The sequence below is a fragment of the Rhizobium sp. 01T417 genome, assembly GCF_056398905.1.
Genome location: NZ_JBFTQH010000002.1, coordinates 55750 through 73511, shown reverse-complemented (window position 1 = coordinate 73511; position 17762 = coordinate 55750). Strand labels below are relative to the sequence as shown.

The 17762-nt window shown below is 57.5% G+C and carries 17 protein-coding genes; 8 read left to right on the top strand and 9 right to left on the bottom strand.

Going from position 1 to position 17762, the window contains the following annotated elements:
- Nucleotides 1–196 precede the first annotated feature (196 nt).
- From leuS to holA, 3 genes are read left to right on the top strand one after another with little or no spacing between them, the layout of a single operon-like run.
- Complete coding sequence (gene leuS, locus AC1DPR_RS02560) at nucleotides 197–2827, top strand: leucine--tRNA ligase (RefSeq protein WP_018858942.1); 2631 nt, start codon at nucleotides 197–199, stop codon at nucleotides 2825–2827.
- Nucleotides 2817–3338 carry an LPS assembly lipoprotein LptE gene (lptE, locus tag AC1DPR_RS02555; protein ID WP_018116420.1) on the top strand — a complete coding sequence of 174 codons (522 nt, stop codon included), beginning with the start codon at nucleotides 2817–2819 and terminating at the stop codon, nucleotides 3336–3338. Before leuS ends, lptE begins: the two co-directional genes overlap by 11 nt.
- A gap of 11 nt (nucleotides 3339–3349) precedes the next feature.
- Nucleotides 3350–4384 carry a DNA polymerase III subunit delta gene (holA, locus tag AC1DPR_RS02550; RefSeq protein WP_018858943.1) on the top strand — a complete coding sequence of 345 codons (1035 nt, stop codon included), beginning with the start codon at nucleotides 3350–3352 and terminating at the stop codon, nucleotides 4382–4384.
- A 9-nt stretch (nucleotides 4385–4393) separates the two neighbouring features.
- Here the strand turns inward: holA and AC1DPR_RS02545 are convergent, their stop codons facing one another.
- The 8 genes from AC1DPR_RS02545 to hemE all read right to left on the bottom strand — a co-directional run bounded on the left by AC1DPR_RS02545 (nucleotide 4394) and on the right by hemE (nucleotide 13166).
- The gene (locus AC1DPR_RS02545; protein WP_018858944.1) at nucleotides 4394–5278 is read right to left on the bottom strand and encodes a ParB/RepB/Spo0J family partition protein; all 885 of its coding nucleotides are present in this window, start codon (nucleotides 5276–5278) and stop codon (nucleotides 4394–4396) included.
- 26 nt (nucleotides 5279–5304) lie between these two features.
- Nucleotides 5305–6099, bottom strand: a complete 795-nt coding sequence (locus AC1DPR_RS02540; RefSeq protein WP_018858945.1) for a ParA family protein — start codon at nucleotides 6097–6099, stop codon at nucleotides 5305–5307.
- Between the two features lie 17 nt (nucleotides 6100–6116).
- Nucleotides 6117–6734 (bottom strand): 16S rRNA (guanine(527)-N(7))-methyltransferase RsmG, encoded by a 618-nt coding sequence (gene rsmG / locus AC1DPR_RS02535; protein WP_018858946.1) that lies wholly within the window; start codon nucleotides 6732–6734, stop codon nucleotides 6117–6119.
- A 33-nt stretch (nucleotides 6735–6767) separates the two neighbouring features.
- Nucleotides 6768–8642 carry a tRNA uridine-5-carboxymethylaminomethyl(34) synthesis enzyme MnmG gene (mnmG, locus tag AC1DPR_RS02530; RefSeq protein WP_477815716.1) on the bottom strand — a complete coding sequence of 625 codons (1875 nt, stop codon included), beginning with the start codon at nucleotides 8640–8642 and terminating at the stop codon, nucleotides 6768–6770.
- Between the two features lie 106 nt (nucleotides 8643–8748).
- Nucleotides 8749–10062: a tRNA uridine-5-carboxymethylaminomethyl(34) synthesis GTPase MnmE gene (gene mnmE, locus AC1DPR_RS02525; RefSeq protein WP_113469657.1), complete on the bottom strand. Its 1314-nt coding sequence runs from the start codon at nucleotides 10060–10062 to the stop codon at nucleotides 8749–8751.
- Between the two features lie 95 nt (nucleotides 10063–10157).
- Complete coding sequence (rho, locus tag AC1DPR_RS02520; RefSeq protein WP_018858949.1) at nucleotides 10158–11423, bottom strand: transcription termination factor Rho; 1266 nt, start codon at nucleotides 11421–11423, stop codon at nucleotides 10158–10160.
- A gap of 192 nt (nucleotides 11424–11615) precedes the next feature.
- Nucleotides 11616–12152 carry a protoporphyrinogen oxidase HemJ gene (gene hemJ / locus AC1DPR_RS02515; protein WP_018858950.1) on the bottom strand — a complete coding sequence of 179 codons (537 nt, stop codon included), beginning with the start codon at nucleotides 12150–12152 and terminating at the stop codon, nucleotides 11616–11618.
- A 3-nt stretch (nucleotides 12153–12155) separates the two neighbouring features.
- Entirely contained in the window at nucleotides 12156–13166 is a 1011-nt protein-coding gene (gene hemE, locus AC1DPR_RS02510) for a uroporphyrinogen decarboxylase (RefSeq protein WP_018858951.1), read from the bottom strand.
- A 426-nt stretch (nucleotides 13167–13592) separates the two neighbouring features.
- On the opposite strand from hemE, the gene AC1DPR_RS02505 reads away from it, so the two are divergent.
- Genes AC1DPR_RS02505 through dnaQ form a run of 5 tightly spaced genes read left to right on the top strand, consistent with a single transcriptional unit; the run spans nucleotide 13593 to nucleotide 17209 of the window.
- Nucleotides 13593–14414 (top strand): pyruvate, water dikinase regulatory protein, encoded by an 822-nt coding sequence (locus tag AC1DPR_RS02505; RefSeq protein WP_025657938.1) that lies wholly within the window; start codon nucleotides 13593–13595, stop codon nucleotides 14412–14414.
- Between the two features lie 31 nt (nucleotides 14415–14445).
- Nucleotides 14446–15045 carry a Maf-like protein gene (locus AC1DPR_RS02500; protein WP_113469656.1) on the top strand — a complete coding sequence of 200 codons (600 nt, stop codon included), beginning with the start codon at nucleotides 14446–14448 and terminating at the stop codon, nucleotides 15043–15045.
- Entirely contained in the window at nucleotides 15038–15895 is an 858-nt protein-coding gene (locus AC1DPR_RS02495) for a shikimate dehydrogenase (RefSeq protein WP_018116314.1), read from the top strand. The genes AC1DPR_RS02500 and AC1DPR_RS02495 overlap by 8 nt, the downstream gene beginning before the upstream one ends.
- The gene (gene coaE, locus AC1DPR_RS02490) at nucleotides 15895–16506 is read left to right on the top strand and encodes a dephospho-CoA kinase (RefSeq protein WP_477815715.1); all 612 of its coding nucleotides are present in this window, start codon (nucleotides 15895–15897) and stop codon (nucleotides 16504–16506) included. Before AC1DPR_RS02495 ends, coaE begins: the two co-directional genes overlap by 1 nt.
- Complete coding sequence (gene dnaQ, locus AC1DPR_RS02485) at nucleotides 16499–17209, top strand: DNA polymerase III subunit epsilon (protein WP_018858955.1); 711 nt, start codon at nucleotides 16499–16501, stop codon at nucleotides 17207–17209. Before coaE ends, dnaQ begins: the two co-directional genes overlap by 8 nt.
- A gap of 57 nt (nucleotides 17210–17266) precedes the next feature.
- Here the strand turns inward: dnaQ and secB are convergent, their stop codons facing one another.
- Nucleotides 17267–17749, bottom strand: a complete 483-nt coding sequence (gene secB / locus AC1DPR_RS02480; RefSeq protein WP_016556856.1) for a protein-export chaperone SecB — start codon at nucleotides 17747–17749, stop codon at nucleotides 17267–17269.
- Between the last annotated feature and the right edge of the window lie 13 nt (nucleotides 17750–17762).

Genomic DNA, 17762 nt, shown 5'->3' with positions numbered 1-17762 from the left:
TCGCCTCGACATGACTGCATGAGAAGATGGCAATGCACTAAACGCCCCGGCTGTGCTTGCCAAGGCCCACGCGCCCGAAATAGTGGCCGGCGGGCCGAGATTGGACGCTTGCGGCGCCCGTAAAACTTGACGCTACCGTGGTTTCATGGTGAAGGTCACCACCAACTTCCCCTGATCTTTCGGAAATACGAATACCATGGCAACCGAACGTTATAACCCGCGTGATGCTGAACCTCGCTGGCAGCAAAAATGGAACGAAGCGAAGGTCTTCGAGACCGACAACAGCGATCCGCGCGAGAAGTATTACGTCCTCGAGATGTTTCCGTATCCATCCGGCCGCATCCACATGGGCCATGTGCGGAATTACGCAATGGGCGACGTCGTAGCTCGCTATAAGCGCGCTCGCGGCTACAACGTTCTACATCCCATGGGTTGGGACGCCTTCGGCATGCCGGCTGAAAATGCGGCAATGGAGCGCGGTGTACATCCGGCCTCCTGGACCTACCAGAACATCGCATCGATGAAGTCCCAGTTGAAGGCGATGGGCCTCTCACTGGATTGGAGCCGCGAATTCGCAACCTGCGATGTCGCCTACTACCAGCACCAGCAGCATCTTTTCCTAGATTTCCTCGAGAAGGGGCTCGTCTATCGCAAGCAGTCGAAGGTGAACTGGGATCCGGTCGACAACACCGTTCTCGCCAACGAACAGGTGATCGACGGACGCGGCTGGCGTTCCGGTGCCCTGGTTGAGCAACGGGAACTGACGCAGTGGTTCTTCAAGATCACCGACTTCAGCCAGGATCTGCTCGAGGCATTGGACACGCTTGATCAGTGGCCGGAAAAGGTCCGATTGATGCAGAAGAACTGGATCGGTCGCTCGGAAGGCATGATGCTGCGCTGGGAGATCGTCCAGGAGACGGCTCCGGCCGGAGAAACCGAGATCGAGGTCTACACGACCCGTCCGGACACGCTATTTGGCGCCTCCTTCCTGGCTATCGCAGCCGACCATCCGCTGGCCAAGGATGCCGCAGCGAAGAATCCGGCTATCGATGCTTTCTGCGAAGAATGCCGCCGTGCTGGAACCTCACTTGCTGCGCTTGAGACTGCGGAGAAGAAGGGCATCGATACCGGCATTCGCGTCAAGCATCCGCTCGATCCGTCATGGGAATTGCCTGTCTACGTCGCAAACTTCGTCCTCATGGACTACGGCACCGGCGCGATTTTTGGTTGCCCATCCGGTGACCAGCGTGACCTGGATTTTGCACGCAAATACGACCTGCCGGTGGTTCCCGTTGTTATGCCGGCGGATGACGATGCCGCGACCTTCAGCGTCGGCGACGTTGCCTATGACGGCGATGGCGTCATGATCAATTCGCGCTTCCTTGATGGCAAGAGCACAACTGAGGCATTCGAGATCGTTGCCGACCGCCTGTCGTCAATGACGCTTGGCAATGCTCCGCAGGGTGAGCGCAGGGTGAACTTCCGCTTGCGTGACTGGGGTATCTCGCGCCAGCGCTATTGGGGTTGCCCGATACCTGTCATCCATTGCGACGATTGCGGCGTTGTCCCGGTTCCGAAGAAGGACCTGCCGGTGCAGCTGCCGGAGGATGTAACCTTCGACCAGCCCGGCAATCCGCTCGATCGTCATCCGACCTGGCGGCACGTCGCTTGCCCGCAGTGCGCCAAGGATGCACGGCGGGAGACCGACACGATGGACACGTTTGTCGATTCGAGCTGGTATTTCACCCGCTTTACCGCTCCCTGGGAGAGCAAGCCGACCGACCAAAGCGCTGCCAATCGCTGGCTGCCAGTCGATCAGTATATTGGTGGTATCGAGCACGCGATTCTGCATCTGCTTTATTCGCGCTTTTTCACCCGGGCGATGCGCGAGACAGGCCACGTCGATGCAAAGGAGCCGTTCAAGGGTCTCTTTACCCAGGGCATGGTCGTGCACGAGACCTACAGCCGCGGCACGGGCATGGGCCGCGAGTGGGTTGCACCGGCGGATATTCGCATCGAGGAGCTGGACGGGAAACGCCGCGCCTATCACCTTTCCAGCGGGGAGGAAGTCGCGATCGGCTCGATCGAGAAGATGTCGAAGTCGAAGAAGAACGTCGTCGATCCGGACGATATCATCGCTTCTTACGGTGCAGACACTGCCCGCTTTTTCGTTCTTTCGGACTCGCCGCCTGAGCGCGACGTTATCTGGTCGGAGGCAGGCGTAGAGGGCGCCCACCGCTTCACGCAGCGGCTCTGGCGTCTGATTGCCGAGGCATCGGACAAACTTCGCGATGTTGCGCCGACTCCGGCTAAGGATGGGGAAGCTCAAGCGATTTCGCAGATCGCGCACAAAACCTTGAAGGCCGTCCAGAACGATTATGATCGTCTCTGGTTTAATAAGGCCGTCGCGAGGATCTACGAGCTCGTCAATGCCCTGGCGTCGCCATTGACCCGCGTCGCTGCAGGCGAAGGAGATACGGCGTATCGCGCCGCAGCGCGGGACGCGGCCGAGATCCTTATCCAGTTGGTAGCACCAATGACGCCGCATCTGGCTGAGGAGTGCTGGGCGGCGCTGGGCAACGGCGGATTGCTGGCGCACACTGATTGGCCGCGTTATGACGAAACCCTCGTCGTTGAAAACGATGTGATTTTGCCGGTTCAGATCAACGGCAAGAAGCGCGCCGAATTGACAATTTCTCGCGACGCAGATCAGAATGCCGTCACCGAGGGTGTGCTCGCATTGGATGACGTCAAGAAGGCGCTGAACGGTCAGACGCCTAAGAAGATCATCGTGGTTCCACAAAGGATTGTGAACATTGTCGTTTGATATCGCTTTTAAGCTGGTGCGCGGCACCGGCATTGCCGCAATCCTAGCGTCCACGGCTTTTCTCGCATCCTGCCAGGTTCGCCCTCTTTATTCCGAAAGTTCCGGCGCTGCGGGCAAGCTGGCGTCCGTCGGTTTCTCGGAAGCGGGGGGTCGCGTTGAGCAAGAGGTTCGCAATCGACTGATTTTTATCGCTTCGCGTGGCGCCGGCGAGCCTGAGAATCCCGAATACAAGGTTGAATTCAGCGCTCGCTCGAATGTCATCAGCACGCTGCTGGTGGCGTCGTCAGACGAATCGCTTGCCGGACGTGCGACCGTCAGCGTCGACTACACTCTGAAGTCCACAAAGGACGGCCACGTCATCAAGGCCGGCAATCGTTATGCCACTGCGCTCGTCGACTTCCCAGCTCAGGAATTTGCCAAGCAACGCGCCATCCGCGACGCCGAGAACCGCGCCGCACGGCAGGCTGCTGAGTTCGTTGGTGCCGATATTGCGGCTGCGCTTGGCCGCTGAGGAGCGGATGCATGGCGGAAATCAAATCGCACGAGTTTGAAGGCTTTCTTGAGCGATCCGCCCGCAACTACCGGCTCTTTGTGATTTATGGGCCGGATCGCGGTCTTGTTTCGGAGCGCGCCACCTCGCTGGCCGGCAGGACGGGCGTGGCATTGGATGATCCGTTTTCGCTGATCAAGCTCGATATCGGCGACCTACAGCGCGATCAAGGTCGCCTCTTGGACGAGGCGGGAGCAATTGGCCTTTTCGGAGGTGACAAGCTCATCTGGATCCGTGGTGCAGCCAACGAGAAATATCTTGTCGACTCCCTCCAGGTTCTTTCAGCGAACATGCCGGACGGCACATTCGTTCTTATCGAGGGCGGTGACCTCAAGAAGGGCTCGCTGCTGCGGAAAGCCGCCGAGACAGCACGCACTGTCATGGCGATACCCTGCTATGCCGACGATGCCCGCGCCCTCAACGGCCTTATAGATAGCGAACTTTCAAGCGCTGGCCTGGGCATCACGCCCGATGCACGCCAGGCCCTGCTGGAGTTGATAGGGGGGGATCGGATTGCCTCTCGCAACGAACTGCGAAAGCTGGCGCTCTATTGTCGGGGAAAATCGACCATCGAAGAGCACCACGTTACGGAAATAATAGGCGACGCCAGCGCCATCTCGGTGGACGACGCCGTCGATGCCGTCCTTAGCGGAAATCCAAGCAGCTTCCTGCATGCAATGCAAAAGATCATATCGTCGAAGACAGCGGTGTTTCTCGTGATCCAGGCCTGTCTGAAGCAGTTTCAGTTGCTGGACGCCATGAAGACGGAGATGGAGGAGAAGCGATTGCCGGCCGCTCAGGTCATGCAGACGCTTGGTCGTCATCTGCATTTCCGACGCAAGCCGATTATCGAGCAGGCATTGCGTACCTGGTCCGCTGAAGCGGTGGCACGAGAAGCAAACCGTCTGCAGGCGGCAATCTTGCAGACGCGCAAACGGGCGTCGTTGGAAGACAGCATCGCCCTACAGACCCTGCTATCGACGACACTGCAATCGGCGCGCCGATAGCGATTCCATTTAGCGGCGCTCGAGCAGCCGGCAGATTTCTTCCAATTGTTCCAACGACTTATAGGAAATTCTGATCTGGCCGCCGCCTGCCTTGTGATTGATCGTCACGTCCAGGCCGAGCGTATCCGACAAGGTCCGTTCCAGGGCGAGCGTATCTGAATCCTTCTGATCCTTCTGATGCCCCGGGATCTTCGGCTCCGACTGAGCCTTGATATCATTCTGCGCCAAACGCTCCGCGTCACGGACCGACATGCCTTTCGAAACGATCGTGCGGGCGAGGGCGGTCGGATCGGAAGTCGGCACCAAGGCGCGGGCATGACCGGCCGAGAGGCTTCCCGCGGCCAAAAGGTCCCGAACGGGCTCTGGCAGTTTCAAGAGACGCAGCGAATTCGCCACGTGACTGCGGCTCTTGCCGATAATTTCGCCGAGATCGTTCTGGGTATAGCCATACTCCGCCATCAACTGCTCGTAGCCGAGGGCCTCTTCCAGCGGATTGAGGTCGGAGCGCTGAACGTTCTCTACGATTGCAATCTCAAGAGCGGTTTTGTCATCGACATCGCGCACGATCACCGGGATCTCAACGAGGCCTGCAAGCTGTGCCGCGCGCCACCGTCTCTCGCCGGCTATAATCTCGAACTGGCTGGCGGCCAATGTGCGAACCACAATGGGCTGCACGATACCGTGCTGCCGGATCGAGCCCGCGAGCTCATGCAATTCGCCGTCGTCGAAAAACCGTCGAGGATTGCGCGGATTGCGAGTGACGAACTCGATCGGGACCATCCGATCGGCGCTGACCCCTGGCTTGGCCGCATCAACGGGCATCGGTTGGTCCATCTCACCAATCAATGCGGCCAGGCCACGGCCGAGCCTTCTTTTCGAGATGTCATCGCTCATATCTAAACTCGCCATTCTCTTTCAAATCACGCCGCGAGACGCTGCCGTTCGCGCTGAATAACTTCCGACGCCAGCTGGAGATATGCCTGACTGCCGGCGCACTTCAGGTCGTACAGAATTGCTGGCTTGCCATAGGAGGGTGCCTCAGACACGCGAACATTTCGAGGAATCAATGTGTGGTAGACCTTCTCCCCTAGATGCGTGCGAACATCGTTAACAACCTGTTGCGCCAGATTGTTGCGGGAATCGAACATCGTCAGCACTATCCCCTGGATATCGAGGCGGGGGTTTACGGTACGTCGAACCTGATCGACTGTCTCCAGGAGTTGGCTGAGCCCTTCCAACGCAAAGAATTCACATTGAAGAGGCACAAGCACGGAATGGGCCGCCGCCATTGCATTCATCGTGAGCAGATTGAAAGAGGGAGGGCAGTCAACAAGGATGTAGGAGAAGCGGAAAGCCTCCTCTTTGGCGAGGGCTTTCTTGAGCTTGAAAACGCGATCGCTTTGGCTTGCAATCTCCATCTCAATGCCGAGCAAGTCCATCGTGGACGGCACGATGTACAGGTTTGGAACAGCGGTCTCCTGCGACACCTCTTCGATGCCATAGTCACCAAGCAAAAGATCATAGGAAGATAGCCGGCGATGTTTACGATCGATCCCCAAGCCGGTGCTGGCGTTACCCTGCGGGTCGAGATCGACGATCAAGACCCGCTCGCCGATCGCCGCCAAAGCTGTTGCCAAGTTGATGGCAGTCGTGGTCTTGCCGACGCCACCTTTCTGATTTGCAATGGTGATTATACGATTTCGTTCGCCAGCCATAGCCAAAGCCCGATCTGTTAAGCCACACGCTGGAGATTGAAGATTTCCAAAACGACAGAATCCTGCTCGACAGCGCTCTTATGTTCTAACAGATCGAATCTCCAGTCACCATGCGCTTTCTCGATCTCGCTCCGGTAATCCCGGCCTTTGTGAAAATAAGCTCGGAGACTTGCATTCCGTTTCGACCACGGTTCAATAAAACCCAGCAACTTCCCTAGGTCGGCGAGGGCCCGAGCGGAAACAAAGTCGCAATTCTCTACGATTGCAGGTGCGTCTTCTATTCGCACAGCGTGAATAGAGCCTCTACCGGCGGTTTCCCGGAGCGCCGTGCGCAGAAAGGCCGCCTTCTTATGGTTGCTCTCCACGAGATGGACCCATCCATCATCGAGCTCCGCCAGCATGATGGCCGTCACAATGCCCGGAAAGCCACCCCCGCTGCCTAGGTCGATCCACGTGCGAGGAAGAGGCTGGAGCTGGAAGATTTGCACCGAATCTGCAATGTGCCGGCTCCAGGCATCGGCAAGCGTTGACGGCGCAGTCAGGTTGATCGACTTCGCCCACTTTTGAAAGAGGGCCACAAAGTGTTCGAGACGCTCCTGTGTTTCACGTGAAACACGTCGGCCGTTCAGTTGCATGGTAGGACTCTCGCAGATTGCAATAGGACAACGTTAAGCAGATGCCGCCACATCCGCCGCGCCGCGACGCAGGCGCACGAGCAACAGCGAAATCGCAGCGGGCGTCATCCCATCGATCTTTGTTGCCTGTGCAACGTTGTAGGGTCGGATATTACGCAACTTCTGCTTCAGTTCGTTGGACAGCCCGGACAGCAGATCGAAATCGAAGTCAGACGGTATCACGCGGTCTTCATCTCGCTTCACGTGCGCGATATCAGCTGACTGCCGTTCCATGTAAACCGCGTAGCTCGCTTCTATTTCCAGCGCTTCAGCCACGCGGCCATTCAGCCCATTTAGTTCAGGCCAGATCGGCGCAAGAGCCGGCAGGCTAATATCCGGGTAGGACAGAAGCTCATAAGCCGACCGCCGTTGCCCATCCTGGTTCAGCTTTAGACCGAATCGCCCCGCTTCGCTTGGCGTCACGGAAAGTGATGTCAGCTGAGCGCGCCCCGCATCCAGCGCCTCGCCATAGGCTTCAAAACGGTCCCGGCGACCAGCCGAGACTGCGCCGATCTGTATTGCCAACGGCGTCAGCCGGACATCCGCATTGTCAGCCCTCAACGATAAGCGGTATTCGGCCCGGGATGTGAACATACGGTATGGTTCAGCAACGCCGCGCGAGGTCAGGTCATCCACCATCACACCGATATAGGAATCGGTTCTGCTGAAACGAACCTCGTCCTGACCGCCAGCCAGGCGCGCAGCATTGATGCCAGCGACGAGGCCTTGAGCTCCAGCCTCCTCGTATCCCGTCGTTCCATTGATCTGCCCAGCCAAAAACAGGCCTGGCATCTTCTTCACTTCGAGCGATGGTTTCAACTCGCGCGGATCGACATGATCGTACTCAATCGCATAACCCGGCTGCACAATGCGGACCCGTTCGAGACCAGGAATGGTATGAATGAACGCATCCTGGATCTCGGCGGGGAGGGATGTCGAGATACCGTTGGGATAGACTGTGCTGTCATCCAGGCCTTCCGGCTCAAGAAAGACTTGGTGTCCGTCACGTTCGCCAAACTTAACCAGCTTATCCTCGATCGACGGGCAATAGCGCGGTCCGACGCCTTCAATCTGCCCCGAATACATGGCCGAACGCTTCAAATTCTCGACGATGATGCGATGGGTCGCCTCCGTCGTACGCGTAACGCCACAGGTGATTTGTGGGTTCAAGATATGATCTGTCATGAAAGAGAAGGGGACAGGATCCTCGTCCGCTCCCTGTTGGCCGACACTCTCCCAATCGATCGTCGTCCCATCCAGCCGCGCCGGCGTTCCGGTCTTCAGCCGCCCGAGACGAACGCCCAAATTTAAGAGCGTTTGAGAAAGCCCCACCGATGGCTGTTCACCAACGCGACCTGCGGGTATCTTTTGGTCGCCGATGTGAATGAGTCCACGCAGGAAGGTCCCCGTTGTCAACACAACTGATGCGCACTTGAGAATCCGGCTATCTTTCATGACAACCGCGGCGATCCGACCGTCTTTAATGGATAGATCGAACGCGTCGCCCTCGACCACAGTGAGATTCTCAATGCTCTCGATCTCCGCAAGCATAGCCTGCCGATAGAGCTTCCGATCCGCTTGGCTACGCGGGCCGCGAACAGCCGGCCCCTTCTTTCGATTCAGCATCCGGAACTGAATACCGGCCGCATCAGCAACGCGGCCCATCAGACCGTCCATGGCATCGATCTCTCGGACCAGGTGTCCTTTGCCAAGTCCTCCAATCGCCGGATTGCAAGACATGATCCCGATGGTATCGCGACGATGAGTCACCAGCGCCGTGTTCGCGCCAAGGCGCGCGGCGGCGGCAGCGGCTTCGCATCCAGCATGCCCGCCTCCGATGACGATGACATCGAACCGTGAGGTATCCATTATTTAAGCTCCTGAGATCGTCAGGTGATGAGCGATGTCGCCCAGGGAGTCAAGGCGTTTCACGTGAAACCAGACGACAGGGCATGATTCCGATGTTTCACGTGAATCATTTTCCGATGCAGAATTCACCGAAGATGACATCAAGCAAATTCTCGACATCCACACGCCCAGTCACTCGTCCCAGGGCGTCACTCGCGACACGCAGGTCCTCGGCCCGTAGATCCAGACCGCGATGGGAGTCGTGAAGGGACGTTCGCAGCGCAGCCAATGCCTGTGTCAGCGTTTCCTTGTGGCGTGCGCGGCTCGGGATCGCCATGGACTGGGGGTGGACTTTTGTTTTTAGGCGCTCAACGATCAAGGCTCGGAGTGCATCGAGACCAGTCGCATGCGTGGTCGAGATCAATAGATCATACGCTCGAGCGCTTTGACGCGGCAAATCGGATTTCGTCCCCACCAGAACGGCATCGTCGGCCAGTTCCTCTGCTCCGCTTTCAATCGACACGTCCTCGATGAAGATCACCAGGTCGGCCTCTGCGATGATCTTCTCGGCCCGTCGAATGCCCTCGCGCTCCACGATCTCATCCGTCTCGCGCAGACCGGCAGTGTCGTAGAGCCTGACAAGATAGCCATCCATGCTAAGATCGACGTGGAGCACATCCCGTGTCGTGCCAGCAATGTCAGTGACGATCGCAACATCGCGCATCGCCAGAGCGTTCATAAGGCTCGATTTGCCGGCATTCGGCCTGCCCGCTATGACGACCTTGAACCCATCGCGGATGATCTCTCCGGCTTCGAGTTGCTCCAGATGGTTCTTCAATTCGTTGACCAGGCTCGCCACATCCGCCCAAACCTGATCTGAGACCGAACCCGGAACATCTTCTTCGTCGGGAAAGTCCAGTTCAGCCTCGATCAGCGCGCGTGCACGCGTCAGCCTATCTGACCAGCCGTAGTAGATTGACGATAATCCCCCGGAGCTTTGCTCGACAGCAAGACGCCGCTGCATCTCCGTTTCCGCAGCGATAAGATCTGCTAGGCCTTCAGCCTCGATTAAGTCCAGCTTCCCGTTCTCAAATGCTCGCCGTGAAAATTCGCCTGGTGCCGCCGCCCGCAAATTGCGGAATTGGGCGAGCTCACGATGCAAGGCGTCGACAACCGCGCGGCCGCCATGCAGGTGCAGCTCGGCAACATTCTCGCCGGTAAAGGAATGGGGTGCCGGAAAGAACAGAATAAGGCCGGTGTCGATGACAAGACCATTACGAGTCCGAATCGATCGTAATGCTGCCTGGCGCGCAGGCGGCACGTCGCCAACGAGGGCGGTGACAACCGCCGGCACTTCCTCCCCACTGATTCTAACGACGGCCAAGCCGGCCGGGACAGGACCACTCGATAGCGCGAAGATGGTTTCGTTGCTCGACGACATTTTCCTACTCCAGTTCAAGGCTGAAGAGAGTTTTCGCTAGAAATGGAAAAGCCGGCCACAGCAGTGACCGGCTTATCAAAGAATCCGGCTAAGGATCACGTATTCATAGAATCGAAGAAGTCGGGATTGTTCTTCGTCTGTTTCAACTTGTCGATCAGGAATTCGATCGCGTCGGTCGTTCCCATCGGAGCCAGAATGCGCCGCAGCACGAAGATCTTCTGGAGATCCTGACGCGGCACGAGGAGGTCTTCCTTACGCGTGCCGGACTTCAAAATGTCCATGGCCGGGAAGATACGCTTATCGGCAACCTTACGGTCTAGAACGATTTCCGAGTTACCGGTTCCCTTGAACTCTTCGAAAATCACTTCGTCCATGCGGCTGCCGGTATCGATAAGCGCGGTCGCGATGATCGTAAGCGAACCACCTTCTTCAATGTTGCGCGCTGCGCCGAAGAAGCGCTTCGGGCGCTGCAGGGCGTTCGCATCGACGCCACCCGTGAGAACCTTACCGGACGAGGGGACAACCGTGTTGTATGCGCGGCCGAGGCGCGTAATCGAATCCAGCAGGATCACAACATCACGGCCGTGCTCCACAAGGCGCTTTGCCTTTTCGATAACCATTTCCGCCACCTGCACATGGCGTACAGCGGGTTCGTCGAACGTCGAGGAGATGACTTCGCCGCGAACGGAACGCTGCATGTCCGTGACTTCTTCCGGACGTTCGTCGATGAGAAGAACAATCAGATAGCACTCGGGATGATTCGCCGTAATCGAGTGCGCGATGTTCTGCAGCAGAACCGTCTTACCGGTACGCGGCGGAGCGACGATCAGTCCGCGCTGGCCCTTGCCAAGCGGCGCGACGAGATCGATGACGCGCGGCGAAAGATCCTTCGAGGTCGGGATATCCAATTCCATCCTGAAGCGTTCGTTCGGATAGAGCGGTGTCAGGTTATCGAAATGCACCTTGTGACGGATCTTCTCGGGATCGTCGAAATTGATGGTGTTGACCTTGAGCAGCGCAAAGTAGCGTTCGCCTTCCTTAGGCCCGCGGATTGGACCCTCTACCGTGTCGCCGGTCTTCAAAGAGAAGCGGCGGATCTGGGAGGGTGAGATGTAGATATCGTCCGGGCCCGGGAGGTAGTTGGCGTTGGCAGAGCGCAGGAAGCCAAAGCCATCCTGGAGCACTTCAACGACGCCTTCGCCGATTATCTCCACATCCTGGCTGGCAAGCACCTTCAGGATCGCAAACATCAATTCCTGTTTGCGCATCGTGCTCGCATTTTCGACCTCGAGCGATTCGGCAAATGCCAGCAGATCCGTCGGGGACTTACTCTTAAGTTCTTGAAGCTTCATTTCAGCCATGAAGTGACCATTACTCTTAAATTCGGGGGGGAGGCGATGTCGAGGGCTGTAATCGGTCCTGCGAAGGGATCGCAGACGATCGAACTTTACATACATGCCACAAGGATGAGGTGGAGCGAAAATAGCGAGTAAGGCTCACCGCCGCAAGGGGGCTGCTTAAAATCAAGCAAATTTAACCGAACCCGCTTTTTCTCAGAACGGCTTGACCACGACGAGAATGACAATCGCGATCATCAGAACCGTCGGCGCCTCGTTCATGAAGCGCCAATAACGCGCTGAATGGCGGTTCTCATCGCGCTCGAACGCCCTTGCCGCCCGCGAGAAAAAAACATGAACGGCAGTCAGAAGCACAACCAGGCCGATCTTCGCGTGCAGCCAACCGCCCTGGAAACCATATACGGACCAAGCGAGATAAAGACCAAAGATCCAGGTCAGCATCATAGCCGGGTTCATGATCACCCTGAGCAGGCGGCGCTCCATCACCTTAAAGGTCTCCGACTGCGTCGAGCCCGGTTCCGCATCGGTATGGTAGATGAAGAGCCGAGGCATATAGAACAGACCAGCCATCCACGAGATCACCGCGATAACATGAAGAGCCTTTATCCAGAGATAGAGATTGTCCGGGTTCCAGAGGAATAGTCCCAGGCCGAGAAGCACGAAAAACAGGATCGCAAAGTGGGCACGGCGACGCGCATAGGTGCCCGGCCTCTCATCCGTCTGCTTTGCCATGTGCTAGCGTCTCCAACCGCGGACCTGCTCGACGAGCAGCGCCACGTTCCGAGGGTCCGCCTGTGGCGTGATCCCGTGACCGAGATTGAATATCAGCGGACCATTGCCGAGCTTGTCGAGAATATCATTGATCCCCTCCGACAGCGCCGCACCGCCGGCGACCACACGCATCGGATCAAGATTGCCTTGCACGGCTCCGTCCTTCTGCAGCTCCGCGGCAAAATCCAAAGGCACCGACCAGTCGAGCCCGATCGCATCAGCCTTCGTCTTCTGCCGGTAATCTCTCAGCAGGAACCCAGCGCCTTTGGCAAAGGCAATCACTCGAGCGTTCGGACGCCGCGCCTTGATAGACGCGATCATCCGTGCAACAGGCTTCACGGCGAAAGCCTCGAATTCCCGCTCGCCGAGAACACCAGCCCAGGAATCGAAAATCTGCACGGCATCGGCACCCGCGTCGATCTGCGCGACCAAATAATCGGCCGACACCTCGGCCAGGACTGCAAGCAAGCGTTCGAAGGCCTTCGGATACTTGTAGGCAAATAGCCGCGCTGGAGCCTGGTCAGGCGTTCCATGGCCAGCGATCATATAAGTCGCAACCGTCCACGGTGCGCCGCAGAAACCGAGCAGGGTCGTCTCGGAAGGCAGTTCCCGTCGCAGGCGCTCCACCGTTTCCAGAACCGGCTTCAGGTAGGCGATGACATGCTCTGTCTCGATCCCGTCGATGCCAGCTTCGTCGATCGGATCCATTTCCGGTCCATGTCCTTCCGTGAAGCGAACGTTGCGCTTCATCGCATCCGGAATCACAAGGATATCCGAGAAGAGGATGGCTGCATCAAAGCCATAACGGCGGATAGGTTGGAGCGTTACCTCAACTGCGTGATCAGGCGTATAACAGAGGTCAAGGAAACTCCCGGCTTTCGCGCGCGTTTCTCTGTACTCGGGGAGATATCGTCCCGCCTGTCTCATCAGCCAGATTGGAGGAGGACTGAGCGTTTCGCCGTCCAAGACTCTCATGATTTTCCGACCGCTTTCACCCACGCGCTTCTTCCCTATAAAAATACAAAGATATTTTAAAAGGTTTCTATTTCTTAGAGTCTGTTTCTATCAAGGATTAAAATCTGTCCACGGCCGGAGCGTTTTGTCGCGCCATCGCCGATTCCAATGGACCGAATAACAGCTTATCAAGCCGATATCGTGGATAACTAAGAAAACGCAAATGATTCCAATCAAATAAAAGGCAGCCTTTTGGCGTTGAACTGTGGAAAAGCCTTGGAAAGGCGCGGAACTTTCAGAAGCTGTCCACAGAACCAACAAAGCGCGTTTAGCAGCTCCAACGAAATTCCATTTGTGGAAAAGGCGGCATGTTTTCCCTTGCCTTACCCGTGCCGCGTCTCTTAGCTCTCCGTTGTCCAGTCTTTTCAACAGGCCCCGGAAAATAGCGTGGAGAACCGCACGAACTTCTTCCATCTGCATCTGATTTCTGACTCGACCGGCGAAACGTTGATTTCGGCCGGGCGCGCCGCGTCGGCACAATTCAAATCCGCTCAGCCGATCGAACACGTCTATCCGCTGGTCCGAAATCGCAAGCAGCTTCTGCAGGTTCTGCAGACGATTGATAGTCAGCCTGGGATCGTTCTCTATACGATCGTTGACCGTGAACTCGCGACGTTGGTCGATCAGCGCTGTGCGGAGATGGGTGTCGCTTCCGTGAACGTGCTCGAGCCCGTCATGGACGCCTTTCAGATCTATCTTGGCGCACCGTCACGCCGGCGTGTCGGTGCCCAGCATGTGATGAATGCCGGCTATTTCGCTCGCATCGAAGCGCTCAATTTCACGATGGATCACGACGACGGCCAGATGCCCGATGATTACAATGACGCCGACGTCGTGATTCTCGGCATCAGTCGGACGTCGAAAACGCCGACGAGCATCTACCTCGCCAATCGTGGTATCAAGACCGCCAACATCCCCGTCGTCTATGGCGTGCCGCTCCCGGAAAGCCTGTTCGCGACCACCAAACCCTTGATCGTCTGTCTGATCGCTACCACCGATCGCATCTCTCAGGTCCGGGAGAACCGTATCCTCGGAGCGACACCCGGTTTTGATCGCGGGCAATACACGGACCGAGCCGCCATATCGGAGGAGTTGAAATACGCACGGTCGCTCTGCGCCCGGCACAATTGGCCACTCATCGACGTGACGCGCCGCTCCATCGAAGAGACCGCGGCGGCGATTGTTGCTCTCCGTCCGAAGCTGCGTTAAGCGCTGCCGCACCAAACCTGTTCGAGGCTCCATGACACCGAAGCTTATCCTCGCATCCTCCAGCCCGTTCCGTCGCATGTTGATGCAAAATGCCGGCCTCACCTTCGAGGTTCATGCGGCTCATATTGACGAGCGGTCGGTCGAAGCGCCGCTCGAACGAGAAGGCGCAACACCGGATGCCGTGGCCCTCGTTCTCGCCAAGGCGAAGGCGAAAGAAGTCAGTGATCGGTATCCGGCCTGTCTAGTGATCGGCTCGGACCAAACGATGTCTCTTGGCCCGCAGACCTTTCATAAGCCCAGGGATATGGCTGATGCGGAGAACCACCTTCGCATACTGTCGGGCCAGACGCACCGGTTGAACAGTGCGATCGCGATCGCCTACGACGGCGACATCGTCTGGGAGCATGTTTCACACGCTGAGCTGACGATGCGTCCGCTGGATGCGGATTTTATCCAGCGGCATTTGAAGCGCGTCGGAGAGAGGGCACTCACGAGCGTCGGCGCTTACCAACTCGAGGGGGAGGGGCTTCAATTGTTTTCGCGGATCGACGGGGACTATTTTACAATCTTGGGATTACCGATGCTACCTCTGTTGGAAAAGTTGAGAGAATTGGGTGCGATTGATGGATGATTCACGTGAAACATTTGGGCCGCGGGCTTTCGTCACGGGATTTCCTGTCAAACACTCCCGGTCGCCTCTGATCCATGGCTATTGGCTCAAGACACTCGGACTACCGGGATCGTATCGCGCCCATGAAGTCGCACCAGCCGATTTTCCAGCCTTTATCGCATTGCTGAAGAGCGGCCAGGCTGGCTTCCTAGGCGGCAACGTCACGATCCCGCACAAGGAAATGGCGTTCAAACTCGCTGACGATCCAGATGCGCTTTCTAAAGAGCTTGGTGCATCCAATACGCTTTGGATGGAGGGGGGCCGGCTCAAAGCGACGAACACGGATGGAGGCGGCTTCACCGCAAATCTGGACGAGCGTCATCTTGGCTGGGACAAGGCGCACTCGGCCGTGGTCCTCGGTGCCGGCGGTGCGAGCCGCGCCATCATTCAGGCGCTGCGCGATCGGGGCATCAAGGAAATTCATCTGGTCAACAGGACGGTCGGACGCGCTCAGGAATTGGCGGATAGGTTTGGCTCGAGCGTAAAAGCGCATTCGATGGCAGCCCTGGCGGAAGTCATGCACGGCGCCGGCCTTTTCGTGAACACGACTTCGCTTGGCATGGACGGCGAGGATGCGCCGGAGATCGATTTTTCGCCCCTGCTCTCCGATGCCGTCGTAACGGATATCGTCTACGTCCCCCTGAAGACTCCTTTCCTTGTCCAAGCCGAACGGCAAGGATTTGCCGTTGTCGATGGTCTCGGCATGCTGTTGCATCAGGCCGTTCCAGGTTTTGAGAAATGGTTCGGGCATCGCCCGAAGGTTGATGACAAGCTGCGCGCGCTGATTATCGAGGATATGGACAAGCACTGATGTTGCGGATCGGACTGACCGGCTCGATTGGAATGGGCAAATCAACAATGGGAAAGCTCTTCGCAGAAGCGGGGGTGCCTGTGAATGATTCCGATGCCGTCGTCCATGATCTTTATGCGGGGGAGGCGGCGCCCCTTGTCCATGCTGCCTTTCCCGGAACCATGAAAGAGGGTGCCGTCGATCGGCAGGAACTGGCTCGCCAGCTGGCTGGAAGTGCCGACGGGTTCAAGCGCCTTGAAGCCATCGTCCACCCGCTCGTGAGGAAACGTGAAGCAGAATTCATCGAACGCGAGCGGCAGCGTGGCTCGCCGATGGTGCTGCTCGATATCCCGCTGTTGTTCGAAACAGGAGCCGAGAGCAGGGTCGATGTGATCGTGGTCGTTAGCTGTGATCCACAGATACAGCGCGAACGCGTACTTGCGCGGCCAGGCATGACAGTGGAAAAATTCGATATGATTCTTGCGCGCCAGACGCCGGATGCGGAAAAGCGCGCAAGAGCCGATTATGTGATCGATACCGCGCATAGCATCGAAACGGCCAGAAAACGGGTCGCCGAGATCGTCTCGGATCTGAAGCGGCGGCTCACCAGCGGGGACTTCCTGAATGCGTGAAATCATTTTCGATACGGAAACCACGGGCCTGGATAACCGTGTGGACCGCATTATCGAGATCGGCGGCATCGAGCTTTTCAATCATTTTCCGACTGGGAATACGCTCCACATCTACATCAATCCGGGCGACCAGAAAGTGCACCCGGACGCGCTTGCCGTGCACGGCATCACCGATGAGTTTTTGAAGGACAAGCCTTCGTTCGCAGATGTTGCGCAGCAAATTATCGACTTCTTTGGCGACGCGAAGTGGATCGCGCATAACGCCACGTTCGATATGGGCTTTATAAACGCTGAGCTCGCAAGGCTCGATTTGCCGCCGATCCTGCCCGACCGCGTGCTCGATACGCTGTCGATGGCGCGCCGCAAGCATCCGATGGGACCCAACTCCCTCGATGCACTTTGCCGCCGCTATGGCATCGATAATACGCATCGAACGAAGCACGGCGCGCTTCTCGACTCCGAACTGCTGGCCGATGTCTACATCGAGATGATCGGTGGTCGTCAGGCCGCCCTTGGCCTCGGCACCGTCGCGAGTAATTCGGCAGGTCAGGAAAGCTTGGTGGAGGAGATTATTATCGGGACGCTTGTGCGTCCGCGGCCCCTTGCGCCACGTCTCAGCGAAGCAGAGCAGCAAGCCCATGACGCGCTGATTGCCAAACTCGGCGCGAAGGGCGTCTGGGGAAAATACGATCTCGCAAACTAAAAATGCCCGGGGCGACCCGGGCATTTCATTTTGTGGCAGCGTGCTATGCGCGAACTGTTAGTTCGTGGTTGCCTGTACCTTGGCACGGGCCTGCTCTTCGGCAACCCGCTGCGCAAACATCTGAGAGAAATCGATCGGATCGATCATCAGGGGCGGGAAGCCGCCATTGCGCGTGACGTCGGCAATGATCTGACGTGCGAACGGGAACAGCATGCGCGGGCACTCGATGAAGAGAACCGGCAGCATGTGCTCCTGCGGGAACCCGGCAATCCGGAAGACGCCGCCATAGACGAGTTCGGTATGGAATACCGTTTTGTCGCCATCCTTGGCTTCGGCGTTCAGAGACAGAACGACATCGAAATCCGTATCGGAGAGCGGATTGGCGTTGACGTTGACATTGATATTGATGGCCGGAGCCTTGTCACGCGCCTGCAGCGAACGCGGAGCACCCGGATTTTCGAAAGAGAGATCCTTGGTGTACTGCGCAAGGATGGTAAGGCTCGGGCTCGTTGCACCGTTATTGCTGTTTTCGTCGGCCATTGGCTTTTCCTCG